Genomic DNA, 17,061 nt, shown 5'->3' on the forward strand with positions numbered 1-17,061 from the left:
GAGTCATGTTAAGGAATTGACGATTCTGAATGCAACGGAATCATGGACAGGCCACAACAGGTCCCGCCGGGTCGGCGATCGCTGCGGTCGTTGGCTGAGCGGGAAATCCGGCTTGCTCCGCGGCAGGCAAAGTCCCTCCTTTTCGCCCGCATCCAGCAGAGAGGATTCCCATGCCGCATGACGTCGCCCCGCTGCTCTGGCAGCCTGCGCCCGACCGTGTCCAGGCCAGCCGATTGGAAGCCTTCCGCCGCGCCGCGGAGACGCTGGCCGGCACCGCCCTTCCCGACTATCCGGCCCTGCACGCTTGGAGCGTGCGCGAGGCGCCGGCCTTCTGGCGGCTGGTCTGGGAGTTCTGCGGCGTGCTGGGCGAGCCCGGGGACGAGGTGCGGGTGGCGGCTGCGGACCGCCTGGGTGCGCGCTGGTTCCCGGCGGCCCGGCTGAACTTCGCGGAGAACCTGCTGCGCGGCTCGGGTGAAGGGCCGGCCCTGCTGGCCGTCAACGACCAAGGCCGCAGCGCGAGCTGGAGCCACGCGCGCCTGACGGACATGGTACTGCGGCTACGCGCGGGTTTCGAGGCCGCCGGATTGCAGCCGGGCGACCGCGTGGCGGCTCTGCTTCCCAACCTGCCCGAAACCGTGGCGCTGATGCTGGCCGTCACCAGCCTGGGCGGCGTCTGGACCAGCGCCTCGCCGGACTTCGGCGCCCAAGGCGTGCTGGACCGCTTCGGGCAGGTGGAGCCGCGCTGGCTGCTGGGCGTGGACGCTTACTCCTGGAAAGGAAACTGGGTGGACTGCCTGGACCGGCTGCGCGAGGTGCGCGCCGGCCTGCCCACGGTGGAAGGCCTGCTGGTGGTGCCCAACCGCGCCGCCGAAACCGACGAGATGCTGGATCTGGACGCCCTGCCGGACTCCGTTGACCTGCGGCTGTGGCTGGAGAACGCGCCGGCGGACAGCGTCTGGGAGCGCTTTCCCTTCGACCACCCGCTCTACATCCTCTACTCCAGCGGCACCACGGGCAAGCCCAAATGTCTGCTGCACGGAGCGGGCGGCACGCTGCTCCAGCACCTGAAGGAGCACCGCCTGCACACGGATTTGGGCGGCGAGGACCGGCTCTTCTACTACACGACCACGGGCTGGATGATGTGGAATTGGCTGGTGTCGGCGCTGGCCGCGGAGGCCACGCTCGTGCTCTTCGACGGCAACCCGCTGCATCCCGGGCCCGCCGCGCTCTGGGACCTGGCCGACCAGCTGGGCATTACGGTCTTCGGCACCTCGGCCAAGTACCTGGACGCCTGCGCCAAGGCCGGTCTGCGCCCGCGGGCCAGTCACCGGCTGGAGACGCTGCGCGCGATTCTCTCCACCGGCTCGCCGCTTCTGCCCGAGAGTTTCGACTGGGTCTACCGCGAGGTCAAGTCCGACCTGCAATTGGCCTCCATCAGCGGCGGGACGGACATCGTGAGCTGCTTCGTGCTGGGCAACCCGCTGCAGGGCGTGCGGCGCGGAGAGATCCAGGGTCCGGGCCTGGGCCTGGACGTGACGGTCCTGGATCCCCAGGGCCGCGAGCTGCGTGACACGCCGGGCGAACTGGTCTGCCGCAACGCCTTCCCTTGCATGCCCACCGGCTTCTGGAACGACCCGGCTGGCGCGCGCTACCGTGGCGCCTACTTCGAGCGTTTCCCCGGCTGCTGGCACCACGGGGACTGGGCCGTGCACACGGCGGCGGGCGGCTTCCTGATCCTCGGGCGCAGCGACGCCACCCTCAACCCCGGCGGCGTGCGCATCGGCACGGCGGAGATCTACCGCCAGGTGGAGCAGGTCCACGAGGTGGAGGAGGCCGTGGTGGTGGGCCAGGACTGGCAGGGCGACCAGCGCGTGATCCTGTTCGTGCGGCTGCGCGCGGGCCTGGAGCTGGACGAGGCGCTGCGCGAGACCATCCGCTGCCGCGTCCGCGAGAACGCCACGCCGCGCCACGTCCCGGCGCGGATCCTGCAGGTGCCGGACATCCCGCGCACGCGCTCGGGCAAAATCAGCGAACTGGCCGTGCGGCAGGTGCTGCACGGCCGCGCGGTGGAGAACACGGAGGCCCTGGCCAATCCCGAGGCCCTGGAGCACTTCCGCCTGCTCAGCGCGCCGGACTGACAGGCAGGGCGATCACGCGGAAGAAGGAGTTGCCCGCCACCGGCAGCTCGATGGACAGTTGCGACGTGAAGGCGATCTCCGCCAGTTCGCCCGGCGTGGGTCCGCCCAGCACGCGATAGTCGACCGTCAGCGGGCAGCCTTCCAGGCTTTCGGTCACTGCGTCCCAACTCAAGGTCACGTTGTGCGTGGCCGGGTCGTAGGTGATCTGCACCTGCGGGGCGGGCGGCGTGGGATCGGCGCAGGGATTCAGCACGGTGACCGTGCCGCGCATGCCCATCCCGGCGTGCAGCTCGCAGACGTAGTAGAACAGACCGGGCGTCGTGAAGGTGTGGCTGAAGACGCCGCCGTTGGTCGCGGCGCCGGAGTAGAAGCCGCTGCCGTTCCAGCTGTTGTTGGCGGGTCCGTTGACCTGGGCCACGTTATGCAGGCTGGTCCAGCTCCAGTGGACGCTCTCGCCCACGGTGACGGTCACGTCGGCGGGCACCCAGGTCCGCACCACGTTGCTGATGTTGACGTCGGCGTGCACGGCGCCGCCACTCAGCACGGGCAATAGGGCCAGGACCAAAGCGGCGCTGGACAGGGCATGACGAAGACTCAACATGTGAGTCCTTTCTCCCGCAAGGCGGGGATGCTGTGTTGATGTTAGGCTGTGGTGGTTGCGAATTCAAGGGCAACCTCGCCCTCCCGTGTGACACGGGCAAGCGGCAAGTCGCCTGTTGAAAGGAAAATTGCTTCACGGACACGGGACGGGCCGACGTTGCGGGCCGACGTGGCCATCCGCGCGCGGTCCCGCCCAGGGAGGATCCCATGACACGTGTGCTTCTGTCTGTCCTGGCGCTGGCCGGAGTCCTGCAGGCCCAGTGGCCGGAGGACCCGGCGCTGAACTTCGCCGTCTGCGACCGCGCGGGGGAACAGACCCTGCCCAAGCTCGCCGCCACCTCCGACGGCGGCTGCTACGTGAGCTGGCAGGATCACGGCGCGGGCAACTACGACACCTGGCTGCAGCGGCTGGACGCGGAGGGCCAGCCGGTCTGGGCTGACGGCGGCCTGCTGCTTAGCGACCACCCCCAGGAGACCTGGATCACGGACTATGACCTGGCCGTGGATGCGCAGGATCACGCCATCGTCGCCATCAACGACATCCGCGACGGCGCCGACCGCGACATCACGGCCTACCGGATCAGCCCGGCGGGCGAATTTGCCTGGGGCCCCGACGGCCTGGCGGTCTCGCGCAACGAGGGCTTCGAGCCGGATCCGCAGATTTGTGTCACGACGGAGGGCAACATCGTCTTCGCCTGGCAGGAGGACAGCGTGCTCCACCTGCGCAAGGTGAGTCCGGCGGGCCTGGATCTCTGGGACCCCGTCAGCCTCACGCTCAGCGCCACCTATGCGCTTTCCATTCCGCGGCTGGCCGCCGCGCCCGACGACGGCGTGCTGCTGCAGTATCTGGAGGCCCAGGGCTCGCAGTTCTGGTCGCCCAAGCACCTCTACCTCCAGCGCTTCGACGCCGCCGGCCAGCCCGCCTGGGAGGGCCCGGGCGCGGCGGTCTCCACGGCGGGCGGCTTCGGTCCGCAGATGCGACCGGAACTGCTGGGCGACGGCGCCGGCGGCGCGTTTTGCTACTGGTACGACAGCCGCAACAATCAGCTGCACGCTTACGCCCAGCACCTGTTGGCGGACGGCGGGGCGGGCTGGACGGCCAACGGCGTGCTGCTCTCCACCACGGCCAGCGAGCTGCAGGATCAGCCGCGGGTGGTGCTGGACGAGGTGGGCGCGGGTCCGCCGGCGCTGGAGTTGTATTACCGGATCACCGACCTGGACCAGAACCTGGCGGGCATCGCCGGCCAGCGCCTCTCCTGGGAGGGCGAGCGCCAGTGGGGCGCCAGCGGCCGCGTCCTGCACGCCCTGTCCTCGCAGAACCGCCAGTCGGTGATCGCGACCCGCGGCCTGGCGGACAGCAGCCTGGTGGGGCATCTGGAGTTTCCCGTCGGCGATGTGCTGCATAGCCGGCTGGTGGTGGAAGCGGTGCGCGAGGACGGCGAGGCGGGCTGGGAGCCCGCGCTGGTCACCGCCTCCAGCACCGCCAGCAGCCGCGGCTACCTGAGCGCCACGGCCGGCGCGCGCGGCCAGCTGCTGGCGGTCTGGCAGGATCAGCGCGACGACGCGTCCGGCGACATCCTGCTGCAGAACGTCAACCCGGACGGCAGCCTGGGCGCCTGGGAGGACACGAATCTGCCAGCGCCGGCCGGCCGGCCGACCACGCCGGACATGCTCGCCGCCTGGCCCAATCCCTTCAATCCGAGCACGCGCGTCGCGCTGGAGCTGCCGGGCGCCGGCACGCTGCGGCTCTCCGTGCACGATCTGCGCGGCGCCGAGGTGGCGCGCCTGCTGGACGGCTGGCAGCCGGCGGGTCGGCAGGTGGTGGATTGGAACGCCGCGGGCCTGCCCAGCGGCAGCTACTGGCTCCGCCTGGAGACCGCCGGTGGGCGGAAGAGTCTGCGCGTGACCCTGCTCAAGTAGAATGCCGGCCCAGCCGAAGGCCCCTGCCCCGACCGCCCCTGGGTCGGGGCTTTCTCTATCTGCCGGTCGGATCGACGGCTTGGGCCGGGCCGGCTGTTCGGAACCACAAGGGGACAGGGCCGTGAGACGGGCAGCTCAACGCCCAGGGGGGGACCGCGGAGTCCGCCCCCGAGAGTGTTCAAGGGCGGGCACTTGTGTCGGAAATCCGGCTCCGTCCGCACCCCAGCACGCCTTGCGAGAGGCAAAACCCATTGACCAGCAACATGTTTTTTCCTTGACAAGGTTGGCACTGAACTTGCGCCTGCGATCCTCGCCATAAAACCTGAAGTCTCCACAATCCTTGCTGCCACGCGCCCATGATTGGGGGGACCCTCCGTGATGCTGTACACTACCCCTGATTTTGCGAAAAGGAAGGACCCATGAGCAACTTGAAGACCCTTGTGCTGTTGAGCCTGGTGGCCGGACTGACGGCGCCGGTGCTGGCCAGCGAGAAGATCGAGCTGGGCGACGTGAAGAACCCCGACGAGTACAACTCGCCCGTGGGCGAGCTGTCCGACATCAACCTGCAGGGTGATGAGATCGGCAACCCCTTCATCGTTCCCTCCATCCCCTTCTCCCTGGATGTGCCGGACATCAGCATTTTCAACAACGTGTACACGTCCACGAACTACACGTCCCTGCGCGCCGGCGACGACGTGGTCTTCAAGTTCACGCCCACGGAGACGTCCGCCAACAACACCATCGATCTGAGCGCCAGCTACGCCTTCAACGCCGTGGACACGTACATGCACGTGTTCAAGAACACGATCAACGCGGCGGGTTACGTCACCAAGGACGACGACAGCGGCGACGGGGCGACCTCCAAGATCACCGGCCTGACCTTCCTGGCCGGGAACGACTACTACATCATCATCGAGACCTACTCGGCCACCACCAGCCCCTGGCACATCGCGGGTACGATCAGCGGCCCCTGCGTGGATCCGGGTTATCCCATCGGCTTCACCTCGGCCTTCGAGCTGGAGCCGGCCTGCGCCAACAGCAACGGAACTTGCCTCACGGCCGAGGGCCTCAGCGAGAACATGCCGCTGGGCGGTCTCACCAAGGCCGACGCCTCCGTGAAGGACACGGACTACTACACCTTCACGCTGACCCAGCCGATGGACGTCTCCCTGACCGTGGCGGCCAACTGCGTGGCCATGGTCGGCACGCTCTATTCGGGCACCTGCGCCTCCCCGGTCAGCCGGGCGTCCATTTCGGCGGGCGCCTACGCCGTGGCCACCTCGGCCGTGGTTCCCTATCTGGCGGCCGGCACCTACTTCGTGAAGGTCGAGCCCTCCGTGACGACGGGCTTCGCCTGCGCGGCCAACTACACCTACGGCGTCCTGCTCAATTCCACCACGCCTCCGCCTCCGCCGACCAACGTCGACGCGGCGCACGCGACCCCGCTGACCCTGGGCAGCTGCGTGACCGGCAACACCACCCACCCGGTTTACACCGACACGTACCACTTCTACACCAATGAGTACCTGACGCACCTGTACTGCCCCTGGACCAACACCTCCACCTCGGTGGGTCTCAGCGCCGATGCCTGGTACACGATTGAGCTGCCCTGCGAGGCCCAGTACACCTTCACCCTGGAGCCCCCGGCCAACTTCACCACGTTCGACACGGTGTTGGGCGTGTTCGATGTCGATGGCAATCTGGTCGCGGCCAACGACGACAACGGCGCCGGCGGCCTCTGGTCCCGCGTGCTGTGCTGCACCATGCCCGGCGGCACCTACACCATCGCGGTGGACGGTTACAACACGGCCCGCGGCGCCTTCAACCTGTGCGTGACCCAGTGCACGGAGTGCCCGGTGGACGCCGACGACCAGCCCGTGCAGTTCGGTCTGGGCCAGAACTACCCGAACCCCTTCAACCCCGCCACGACCATCAACTTCACACTGGGTGAGACGGGCACCGCCAGCTTGAAGGTCTTCGACCTGAACGGCCGCGAAGTCGCCACGCTGCTGAACGGCTCCCTCGAGCGCGGCGCGCACAGCGTGACCTTCGACGGCAGCCATCTGGCCAGCGGCGTGTACTTCTACACCCTGACGGCCAACGGCAGCGTCGAAACCAAGAAGATGGTCTTGATGAAGTAAGCCTCGGCTGCCATTCCGACGCGATTCTGCGGCGCCCCGGATCCTGGGATTCGGGGCGCCGTCATGTGATGGAAGTCGAGGCCCTGCTCGCGGAAGTCACGAGGGGGAAGGATGATTGCGCTGAATGCGGATTCCTGAGTGATTGTGTTCAAGGGCGGTCAGGATTGTTTGATTTCCGGCTCCTGGGATTCGCCAGAGCAGATGATTCACGATGTAATGAATTGATCATCAACGGCTTTGCAGTTTGGTTAGAAAGTGGCACTGAACTTGCTCCACTCTCGAGTGCCATAAAACCTGAAGTCCTCACAATCTCTGTTGCCACGCGCCCATGATTGGGGGGATGCTCTGTGATGCTGTACACAAACCCTGAACTTGCCGAAAGGAAGGACCCATGAACAACGTGAAGACCCTTGTCCTGCTGAGCTTGGTGGCTGGCCTGACCGCCCCCGTGCTGGCCGCCGACAAGAGCGACGCCGAGCAGAAGGCCGCTTGGGAAGCCGGTAACGTCAATCAGATCATCATGAATGACTGCGCGACGGCCTATCCTATCCCCTTCGGCACCAGTGATTTCTACGGTGACGGCAGCATGCTGTGGTTCACCTGGACGGGCACGGGCTCCGGCCTGACGCTGCAGACCTGCGGCGGCATCACCAACGTCGACACCGACCTCCGCATCTACACGGGCACCTGCCCGGGCACGCTGACCCAGGTCTACTATCGCGACGGTGCCAGCGCCTGCGGTTGGGCCACCTACCTGAACTGCAGCGAGTTCACCTTCCTCGCGGGCGTGACCTACTATCTGCGCATCGACGAGTACACCAATGGCAACCTCGATGCCGGCCAGAACGTGACGACCGTTTGGACCGACTGCGCCCCGCCCCCGCCCCCGCCCGCCAACGACGTGGCCTCCGGCGCCTACCCGATGAACGTGGGTGACTGCGTCACGGGCAACACCCTGGCCCCCTACACGGACACTACGCTGGGCTATGCCGACGTGACGCACCTGTATTGCCCCTGGGCCGGCTACTACAGCGCCACGTCCACTGGTGCTTCCCGCGACGCCTGGTACCAGGTGACGGTCCCGGCCGGTGTGTATTCCTTCGACCTGACCGGCTCGAGCTATGACACCGCCATCGGTGTGTGGGATGCCACGGGCGCCCTGGTCGCCGGCAACGATGACTTCACCGGCTTGACCTCCAAGGTCGAGTGCTGCGCGCTGCCCGCCGGCACCTATTTCATCTCCGTGGACGGCTACGGCTCGGCTGTCGGCGACTTCAACCTGTGCGTGTCCGCCTGCGCCCCGGTGGAAGCCAGCGACCTGCCCTCGGCCTTCAGCCTGAGCCAGAACGTGCCGAACCCCTTCAACCCCACCACCAGCATCAACTTCACCATGAACGTGACCAGCGACGCCAGCCTGAAGGTCTTCGACCTGGCCGGCCGCGAAGTGGCGACCCTGGTGAGCGGCGTGGTTGAGAGCGGCCAGCACACGGTCAACTTCGATGCCAGCAACCTGAGCAGCGGCGTGTACTTCTACACCCTGCAGGCCAACGGCAGCGTGGAGACCAAGAAGATGGTCCTGATGAAATAAGCTTCGGCTGCCAATCCGACTCGATCCTGCGGCGCTCCGGACTCATCTCCGGGGCGCCGCTTTTTGTCGTATGTCAGAATGGAGCGGCCTGAACTTGTCCAAAATTGAGCAGGGGTGTGCAGATCGCGGCGGGTCAAACCGGGGCCACTCGGCCCGGATTGAGGCAATTCCTTACAGGACAAGGAGTTGGCGGCTTGGGGTTGTGCTGGCATTCGCTTTGCGCGAAGATCCCTTATCCCCATCACTGAATCATGTCGCTTCACCGGCTTCTCCCCGGTACAGGCGGCCCGGTGATTTTCCACAACCCGAAAGGAGCTGAGCGGTGAAATTGTCTCCGATGAAACACGTATGTCTGTGGGGTACGCTGGCTTGCGCGGCCTTGCCCCTCCGGGCGGCCGACTTGGGCGACGTGCCCGGCCAGGATCCGGGCGAGCTCGAATTGCTCTACGGATCCTTGAAGGCCGACGGGCAGGAGGCCCCCGTCTGGCTGCTGGAAAAGCTCTTCCCCGGCTCGACCTTGGGGGCCCCCGGTGGATCCGACGGCAGCCGGCAGGGTGGCGTCAGTCCGGCCACGGCCGTGCTGATTCCCGGGTTGCCCTACAGCGACAGCGGCAGCACGTCCCGCACCAGCGGCGCCCAGCATTCCGTCGGAGCGGAGCTCTTCACGGCGCCCACGCTCTGTCCGCAGGTGGGGGCCTGGGCCGCCGGCGGCGCCCGGGACCGCAGCTACAAACTGGTGCTCAGCCAGCCTTCGGAGCTGGTCATTGATCTGTGCGCCTCGGGCTACGACACGGCCGTGGGCGTGTTCGTGGATGCCGGCGGCACCGTGGGCGAGTGCGTGGCCCGCGACGACGACGGTTGCGGCGCCAGTTACCGCTCCATCATCAACACCTGCCTGCTGCCGGCGGGCAGCTACTTCATCGTGGTGGACGGCTACGGCAATTCCACCGGCTCCTACCAGCTGACCATCACCGGCACCTGCGACAATCCCGGTTGTCTGCCCGGCTTCGATGCCGCCTTCGAGCTGGAAGGCAACGGCATGGACAGCAACGGCGGGTGCAACATGGACATCCCCGGCTTCGAGCCTTTGTCACCGGGCGTGGCTCTCTGCGGCACGACCTGGGCTGCCGAAGGAAACCGGGACACCGACTGGTTCGAAGTGCAGCTCACGGGCAGCTCGATCCTGCACGTCACCCTGGCGACCGCCTGCGTGCCCATGAACTTGGTGCTGGTGGATGACCAGTGTCCCACGCCGGCCCAGTTGACCTACGTCGCGGTGGGGGCGAATGCCACGGGCAGCCTGACCTCCGGCTGTTTGGCGGCCGGAACCTATCGATTGGTGGCGGTGCCACAGGGAACCAGCGGATTTGCCCCGCAGGATCTGCACCACTACGGCCTGCTGCTGACCACGGAAGCCTGCCATCTGCCCTGCGACGACCCCGCCCCGCTGGCCTGCGGCGCTGTGGTGGACGCGCCCGCGCCCACGGCCAACAACTTCGTGGCCGGGTCTCCCTCCTGCACGGGCTACTCGCACAACGGCTACGACCATGAGTACGGCCTGACCATCACCCAGGAGTGCGACGTCGTCATCACGATGGATAACTACGGCACGCGGGACGCCGCCCTGCTTTTGCGCACGGATTGCCAGGACGCCAACAGCTGCATCGCCGGCGCGGACGCCACGGTGGGCGGGGAGCCGGAGGTGCTGAACGTGCACCTGCTGCCGGGCCTGTACTACGTCATCGCCGACTTCTACAACACCAATCAGGGCGAAGCCTATCTCTTGACGGTGGAGTGCAGCGGGGGCGTGGTCTCCGCGGACGATCAACCCGAGGACTTCGCCCTGGGCCAAAACGTCCCGAACCCCTTCAACCCGACCACGCGCATCGATTTCAGCCTGGGCGCGACCAGCGAGGCCAGCCTGAAAGTCTTCGACGTGGCCGGGCGCGAGGTGGCGACCGTGGTGAGCGGCCTGCTGGAAGCGGGCCGGCACACGGTCCACTTCGATGCCAGCCAGCTGGGCAGCGGCGTGTACTTCTACACCCTGCAAGCCAATGGCACCGTCGAGACCCGCAAAATGGTCCTGCTGAAGTAACCCGCAGCGTCCCATCCGACGAATCTGGGCGCCCCGGCCGAACAACCGGGGCGTCCGCATGAATGGACAAATCCCGGAGCCGGTGTCAGGCATGATGCCAGAGCAGCGGTGCATGCCTCTCCCATTCTGTCCAGTGCCGCGGAAGGTGACCCGCTTCACACGCGGCTGCCCGCCCCGGTCACCTCCCGCCTCGCGCCGGGATGCCTTCTTGGTTGCAGAAGTACGGTGGAAGTGGAACGGGGTCCCAGCTTAGCGGCTGACGGGACCCCGTTTCATGTCCGGGCGGTCCTGTCGTGTTGCCGGGCTGGCGCCAAGCTGAATGGCGAAGATGGTCCAGGGTGGTGGACGCGAAGCGGGGTTGGTGTCAGGCACGGTGCCAGAGCACCGGTGCAGAACCCGCCGGTGCCGTGTGACAAGCTTCACAGCCGGGCGGCCGCACCGATCACCTTGGGGCATGCCGGCAAGTGTGTTCTTTGGGTCGAGATACGGTGGAAGTGGAACGAGGTCCCAGCTTAGCGGCAGACGGGACCTCGTTCAGTTTTTGGTGATTTGGTCCAGCTCCGCGCTTCGGCAAAGAAAAGCCCCCGCCCGGCCGGAGCTGGAGGGGGCGTGGTTCAGCGAATCAACTGCGCCGCGCTGGCGCTGGATCAGCGCAGCAGGGTCACCTTTTGCACCAGCCGCTGATCGGCGGACTGCAGCACCAGCAGATAGAGGCCACTCGGCAGACCGTCGGCCTGCCAGAGGATCTGCTGCTCGCCCGCCGGCAGCAGAGATTCCGGCAGCAACTCGGCCACCTGTTCACCCAGCACGTTGTAGACCCGCAGGCCCACGCGCGCCGGGACGTCGCTTCGGATGGTCACGCGAGTGGCGGGATTGAATGGATTGGGCCAGGCCGCGCTCAACTCCAATCCCCGCGGGGCGGCGGGATCGTCGCCCAGATCCAGCGACTCCGACGTGAAGCTGCGCACGGCGGACCAATCACTCAGGCCGGCCAGGCCCTGGCAGCGCACGCGCCACCAGTACGGGGTGCCGGGCTCCAGCCGGTCGCGGTACAGCACGTAGTGGGTGACCACCCCCAGCGAGTCCAGCACGGGCGTGCCGAAGTCCGGCGCGTCATCCACCTGGACCTCGTAACTCGCGCCGCCGGTGACAAAATCCCAGACCAGCACGGTGGGGTTCAGTCGCACGTTGAGGGCGCCGTCCACCGGGGTGGCGGGGGCGGGTTGCGGAGTCTCGTCCCAGTAGGCGGTGGTGAAACTGGAGGTGCTGGACCAGGGGCTGGTGCCCAGGGCGCCGTGGCTGCGGATGCGCCAGTAGTAGGTGGAGTAGTGCAGCAGGTTCTCCACGCTGCGACTGGCTTCCGTCACCTGCTCCAGGGCCACCAGCGGCGCGCGGAACTCCGGCGCCGTGTCCACCTGCAAATCGTAGCCCGTGGCGCCGGGGACTTCGCTCCACTGGAAGAGCAGGGGTTCGCAGGCCACGTCTTCGGCGTCCGTCGTGGGGAAGACCGGCTGGGGCGCGTGCTGGTATTCCGTCGGCACCAGGCCGATCACCGCGCCCTGGCCCTGGCTGAAGTCCGACCCGCCGGGATTGAGCTGGTCGATGAGGAACCAGCCGTTGTAGGCGCCGCCCCAGCCCCAGTTCAGGTGGAAATAGTCGGTCTCGCGCCAGCCGTCCAGGTTGAAGGCGTGCCCGCCGCTGCCGAAGCCCGAGAGCAGGATGGGCCGACCGGCGTCCAGCTCTGTGCGCATCACATTGCGCCAGGCGGACCAGCTCATGTCGTCCTTTTCCACGAAGCTCAGGCCGTTGTCGAAGCCAAAGTGGTCTTGCATGGCCGTGCGGGCGCAGGGATTGCCCCAGCCCACGTAGGCGCCCGACCCGTCCGGCGCATACATCATGTCCACCGCGATGCCGCAGTGATACAACAGCTCGGCGGTTTCCAGCGTGGGAATGCTGGCGGGAATCTGCTCCCAGTCATAGGTGGAGGCGGAGAAATCCGCCTGCAGCCAGCCATAGTCCGAAGTGTAGCCGTGCGAACCCTGGCCGCTGCGCGGCTGCTGCCAGTAGTGCATGATCTGGGCCATGGAAACGGCCACGCAGCCGGCGTACACGCGGCCGCCCGGGCCGGCGGCATCCAGCGGGCAGAGGTCGTTCCAGCCGTCGCCCTGATTCCAGTTGCAACCCAGCAGTGGCAGCACGCCCAGTTCGCGGGAAGCCGGGGCCTCACCGGCCAGGACGGCGTCCCACTCTGGCCGCGTGAGGCGGTTGTCCGACCCTGTGGCACGGACCTGCTGCAGGGTTTGGCTCACGGCGCCCAGGAAGTCCGTCAGGCCGGGAGGAGTCTCGTTGCCCAGTTCGCCGTCCGTGGACCAGCCAAGCACCGGGCGCAGGGCGTCATCCGCGGACACCAGCACGAACCCCGCGGGGGCCAAGGGCACCAGCCAGGCGGCCGGGTCCGCTTCAGAGGGCCAGGGCAGGGGCGTGTCCACGGACCGGCTTTGCCCGGGATGCAGGCGCGCCTGCAGCCAGGCGTCCGCCAGCAGTTGGGCCGCATCCCGACTTGCCGGGGCGGCCCAGGCAGCTCCCATCAGGGCCAGGGTCAGGCAGATCCGCATGCGTCCTCCGGCAATGGTTCTGAAACTTGACGAGCTGTCGTGATTATCGACTTCCCAAGGGCGTCAATCGCGTGAAAGGTCATGATCTGGAGGCACTTCGCAAAGCGTGGGCCAGTTGCGCAGGGCAGGGGGCTGGGCCAGGGTCGGGGTTCGGGTGGCCCGAGAGTTGTGTTGCGCACGAAGTTGTGAAGACTCGAAGAGGTATTCGGCTGGCTAAGGAATGGCCGCGGCGGGAATTCAACACAGAGACACAGGGGCACAGAGGCTGAGATTTGATGGACGGCAGTCTTGGTGTGGATTCGCTTCCCCCGCGCCCCGCGGGGGAAGCCGCCTGTGTCCGCGCAGCGGACAAAGGCGGATGGGGGCGTGCCAAAACGAAGTCTGGCACGTTGTCTGACACGGAGCAATGCGGGGGTGATGCGGGAGTGATGTGGGAGCAAAGAACGATGCGGGCACGCTGGGTTCTTGTCTGAATGCCCAAAGCTTGCGTTTTTGGCTGTGTGAAAGTCATCCCCTTTCTATTCACTCTCATCCTGATCACGACCCTTGCCAACCCTGCGGGAGCGCGTGGCTCGCTGGTGGTGAGCGCCGGCGACAGCCTGTGCATGAATGGGTTGGAGCTACGCGCGGGCGCCGCACCCGCCCTTGTCTGCCGCGGCACCCTGGTGCTGGAGAACGCTCGGCTGCGCGCGCGCCGGGGATCGTCGGAGCCGCTGGTGCGCGTGGAGGCGGGCGGCCGCTTGTGGCTGAAGGACTGCCGCCTGGTGGATGCGCGCTCCGCCGGTCGGGCCGGCGGGCGGGCCCTGATTGAGCTGAGCGGCGGCGAACTGACTCTGCAGTTCAGCACTCTCAGGACCCGTAGCGCCCGTCCGTTCCTGACGCTGGAGTCCGGCGCGCAGGCCCGGTTGAATTCCTGCCTGTTCAGTGCCGCGATCCCCAGGGAAATGCCTTGGTTCCAGGTGGATGCCGGATCACAACTCGAGGCCGCGTGGTGTTTGAGCGACGCGCACGGGGCGGATTCCACCCACAACCTGCCGCAGCTGCGCGGGCTGCGCGCCATTCCAGCGGCCCGCCTAGTGGATCCCGCGCTTGGCGATCTGCGACCCCGCTGGGATTCTCCCTGTCTGGATTCAGGCGCGCCCGGCGCGCCATTGGATTTCGACTTGACTCGGGCGGATGTGGGTTGGCATCCGGAGCTTCCCGAAGCCACCCTATCGGGTATCGTGCAAAACCTGCCGGCTGGACATTACGACATCACCGATGACACCGAGATCCGAACCGCCATCCCTGCCGGCACGGTGCTGCGCGTGGCAACGGGAAAGAGCTTGACGATTGTGCCTGACGAGGCGGGCACCATCACCATTGGAGATGCCGACGGTGCCCGGACTGCCTTGGTGGGAAGACCAGCACGTGGACTTGATCCCAGTTCCTCCATTGAGATTCACGCTCAGGGCCCGCCTGAATGCACAATGAACCTGCAGGGAGTGTTGTTCAACTATCCACCCCAGAACGTACTCGACCCGAGCTTTAATGGGGTGACTATCAATTTGGACGATGTGTCCGTTTCGCAGGACATCGACGGACGCCTAGTGCGCTTCCAGAATTGGATTGGTATCGATCAAGATATGGATGATCCAAGTTCCCCACTTGTAGATGGACGTCTCACCTTTGTCTATGCCCAAGGCCGAGTGCACCATCTGGCCATTGGCGACGAGGACAACCAGGGCCCCGGCGGACTGTCTTTGCTGAAGACTAACATTGATGTGGAGGACTGCACGTTCCAGATCACGGGGACGGAGTCGGCGGCCAACACCCCGCCGTTGTTGATGTATGGCGCGTGTGAGGTGGAAACACCGGTTTTGCAGCGGAACACCTTTGTTGGCGCGTCCCAGAACGGTAACTACCTGGCGGATTTTCAACAAACGGTCTTGCGGCTCACCAACAATAGTTTTGAAGACCTGACATACACGCCGATCATAGAGACCCATAGTTCCTTGGACATGAGCCATGAAGCCCGAAACAGTTTGTTGGCAGCGCAAACCTTCTCAAGCGGCCATCCCATAGTGGAACTTGAGAATGGAGTACTTGATCTATACTGCGGGCGTAATAATTTTGTCCTTTCCGGATTTGGCGCTACATGGCCAATTATCTCTTGGCCCACTATTCCAGATGAGCAACCAGAACAGCATATCTGGAGCCAGAATTTCTGGGGAGCTAGTTGCCAACAGCCACTATCCGATGCCGTCCTAAATAATCGTATTCTGCATCTTCTTCCCCCCTGGGCACACACTGAAAACAGTCTAATCCAGTGTGTTGAGCCATTGGATCCCGACAATCCCGCCTGTCCATATGAAATCTACACAGCGATCGAACTGTTGAAAAATGGCAAACTGGCCGAGGCCTCCTTCGACTATGTCGCGGCCAAGGACAACTTTCGCTTCCTGCTGGCCTTGTATCCCACCAGCCAGGAGGCCAATGAGGGCAGCTTGCGCCTGAAAGGTCTGGGCTTGAACAAGGAATACGGCCCCGAGGGCTACACAGACGTGGCGGCGGGCTTGTTTTCGGCTGCCGACACTTCCGAGCTGTCCCAGATGCATCAACAAGCCGTGTTGCAGGACTGCGGCGGCTGGTGCGTGGAGGCCCGCTGGGGCGACCGTCCCGGCGCATTGGCCGCCTTGTCTGGCATGCTGAGCGGGGAAGCGGACCCGATTTGCCGGACAACGATCAACAAAGCAGTTATGGAGATCGGCACCTTCCCGGTTCAGGGCGGAACATCGGCCTTGCATCCGCAAGCCCTGGCCGCGCGGCGCGTCGAGCGGCAGCGAGCCGAGCAGACCCTGTTGACTAGCCCGCGGGGCCAGGCTGTGGAGCTGGAGCAAGAGAGGGGCAAGGGACCGTCGGAATTCCGCATTGTCAACGTGCATCCCAACCCCTTCAACCCGGTGGCAATTCTACAACTGGCCGTGCCCGCGGATGGCCTGGTGCGAGTGCGCGTGTTCAACCTGCTGGGTCAGCAAGTGGCCGAGCCGATGAACCAGCACGTGCAGGCCGGTCAGCACTCGTTGCAGATCGACGGCAGCCGTTGGGCCAGCGGCCTCTACGTGGCGTTAGCCGAGCAGAACGGCCACACGAGCACCCAGAAGATGATGCTGGTGAAATGAAGCACTCCGTTCCCGGACACTGGTTGGTTCTAATGGTTAGCCTGTTCCTGCGGGCGGCAACTGTGTGGGCCGCGGTTCTGCATGTCCCGCAGGAATTTCCGGGCATCCAAGCTGCACTTGACGCGAGTGCAAACGGGGACACGGTGCTCGTGGAACGCGGCACGTGGACGGGGCTGTACACCAGCCCCGTCCACAGCCTGACCCTCTGTTCCAACTACTTGTTTAGTGAAGACTCAACGGACATTAATGAAACCGTTCTGGACGGCCAGTACGTTGGCACCATCATGGACATCGTAACCTGGGCGCACAACACATTCACGATTTGCGGCTTCACCATGATCCACGGACAAGGGACGCGTCCGGACATTTACGCACATTGTGACAAAGGCGGCGCCATCAACATGGAGAACGGGTCCAATGCAATCATTCGTGACATAGTATTCCGCGATTGCCGGGCGCCAGTTTCAGCCGCTATTCTGAACCATGCAGATGTGTGTGGTGCGGAATCGACAGGGCGTTTAGAAATCCGCAACATTGCTTGCTATGGCAATCATCTGACAGAACCATCTGGATTCAATATAGGGTGTATTAGTATCAGGTCATTGCGAAATACGACTATTATAAATCAGGTTGTTTATTATGCGGACGATAGCAATTCGCCCCCAATATATACGTTAATGCACTGCTGTCCGGTTGAGCCGCCCGGAGTTTATCGTAGCGCCAGTGCTGGAGCGGGCTGCGGGCGAGTTTTACTTGGTGTCGATTTGAACTGAGGTGGCCAGTTCGTGTGTAGCTTCCCGGGA

The 17,061-nt window shown here is 65.4% G+C and carries 9 protein-coding genes; 7 read left to right on the forward strand and 2 right to left on the reverse strand.

The annotated features are described in order from the left end of the window. Positions 1–170 precede the first annotated feature (170 nt). Positions 171–2,138, forward strand: coding sequence for an acetoacetate--CoA ligase (locus WC326_13525; protein MFA7332084.1), 1,968 nt, complete (start codon positions 171–173; stop codon positions 2,136–2,138). Here the strand turns inward: WC326_13525 and WC326_13530 are convergent. Next, a complete protein-coding gene (locus WC326_13530) occupies positions 2,122–2,739 on the reverse strand; it encodes a plastocyanin/azurin family copper-binding protein (protein MFA7332085.1) in 618 nt (205 codons plus the stop codon). The genes WC326_13525 and WC326_13530 overlap by 17 nt on opposite strands. Before the next feature lie 206 nt (positions 2,740–2,945). On the opposite strand from WC326_13530, the gene WC326_13535 reads away from it, so the two are divergent. From WC326_13535 to WC326_13550, 4 genes are all read left to right on the forward strand, one after another. After that, positions 2,946–4,658: a T9SS type A sorting domain-containing protein gene (locus WC326_13535; protein ID MFA7332086.1), complete on the forward strand. Its 1,713-nt coding sequence runs from the start codon at positions 2,946–2,948 to the stop codon at positions 4,656–4,658. A gap of 419 nt (positions 4,659–5,077) precedes the next feature. Then, entirely contained in the window at positions 5,078–6,799 is a 1,722-nt protein-coding gene (locus WC326_13540) for a T9SS type A sorting domain-containing protein (protein MFA7332087.1), read from the forward strand. Positions 6,800–7,190: 391 nt separating this feature from the next. Beyond that, positions 7,191–8,387, forward strand: coding sequence for a T9SS type A sorting domain-containing protein (locus WC326_13545; protein MFA7332088.1), 1,197 nt, complete (start codon positions 7,191–7,193; stop codon positions 8,385–8,387). 337 nt (positions 8,388–8,724) lie between these two features. After that, complete coding sequence (locus WC326_13550) at positions 8,725–10,482, forward strand: T9SS type A sorting domain-containing protein (GenBank protein MFA7332089.1); 1,758 nt, start codon at positions 8,725–8,727, stop codon at positions 10,480–10,482. A gap of 647 nt (positions 10,483–11,129) precedes the next feature. On the opposite strand, the gene WC326_13555 is transcribed toward WC326_13550, so the two are convergent. Further along, entirely contained in the window at positions 11,130–13,097 is a 1,968-nt protein-coding gene (locus WC326_13555; protein ID MFA7332090.1) for a C10 family peptidase, read from the reverse strand. A gap of 500 nt (positions 13,098–13,597) precedes the next feature. Between WC326_13555 and WC326_13560 the strand changes: the two genes are divergently transcribed. Together WC326_13560 and WC326_13565 are read left to right on the forward strand one after the other, a co-directional pair. Continuing rightward, positions 13,598–16,258: a T9SS type A sorting domain-containing protein gene (locus WC326_13560; GenBank protein MFA7332091.1), complete on the forward strand. Its 2,661-nt coding sequence runs from the start codon at positions 13,598–13,600 to the stop codon at positions 16,256–16,258. Beyond that, complete coding sequence (locus tag WC326_13565) at positions 16,255–17,031, forward strand: hypothetical protein (protein ID MFA7332092.1); 777 nt, start codon at positions 16,255–16,257, stop codon at positions 17,029–17,031. The genes WC326_13560 and WC326_13565 overlap by 4 nt, the downstream gene beginning before the upstream one ends. The last annotated feature ends 30 nt before the right edge of the window (positions 17,032–17,061 follow it).

The organism is Candidatus Delongbacteria bacterium, from assembly GCA_041675285.1.
Taxonomy (GTDB): Bacteria; CAIWAD01; CAIWAD01; order CAIWAD01; family CAIWAD01; genus CAIWAD01.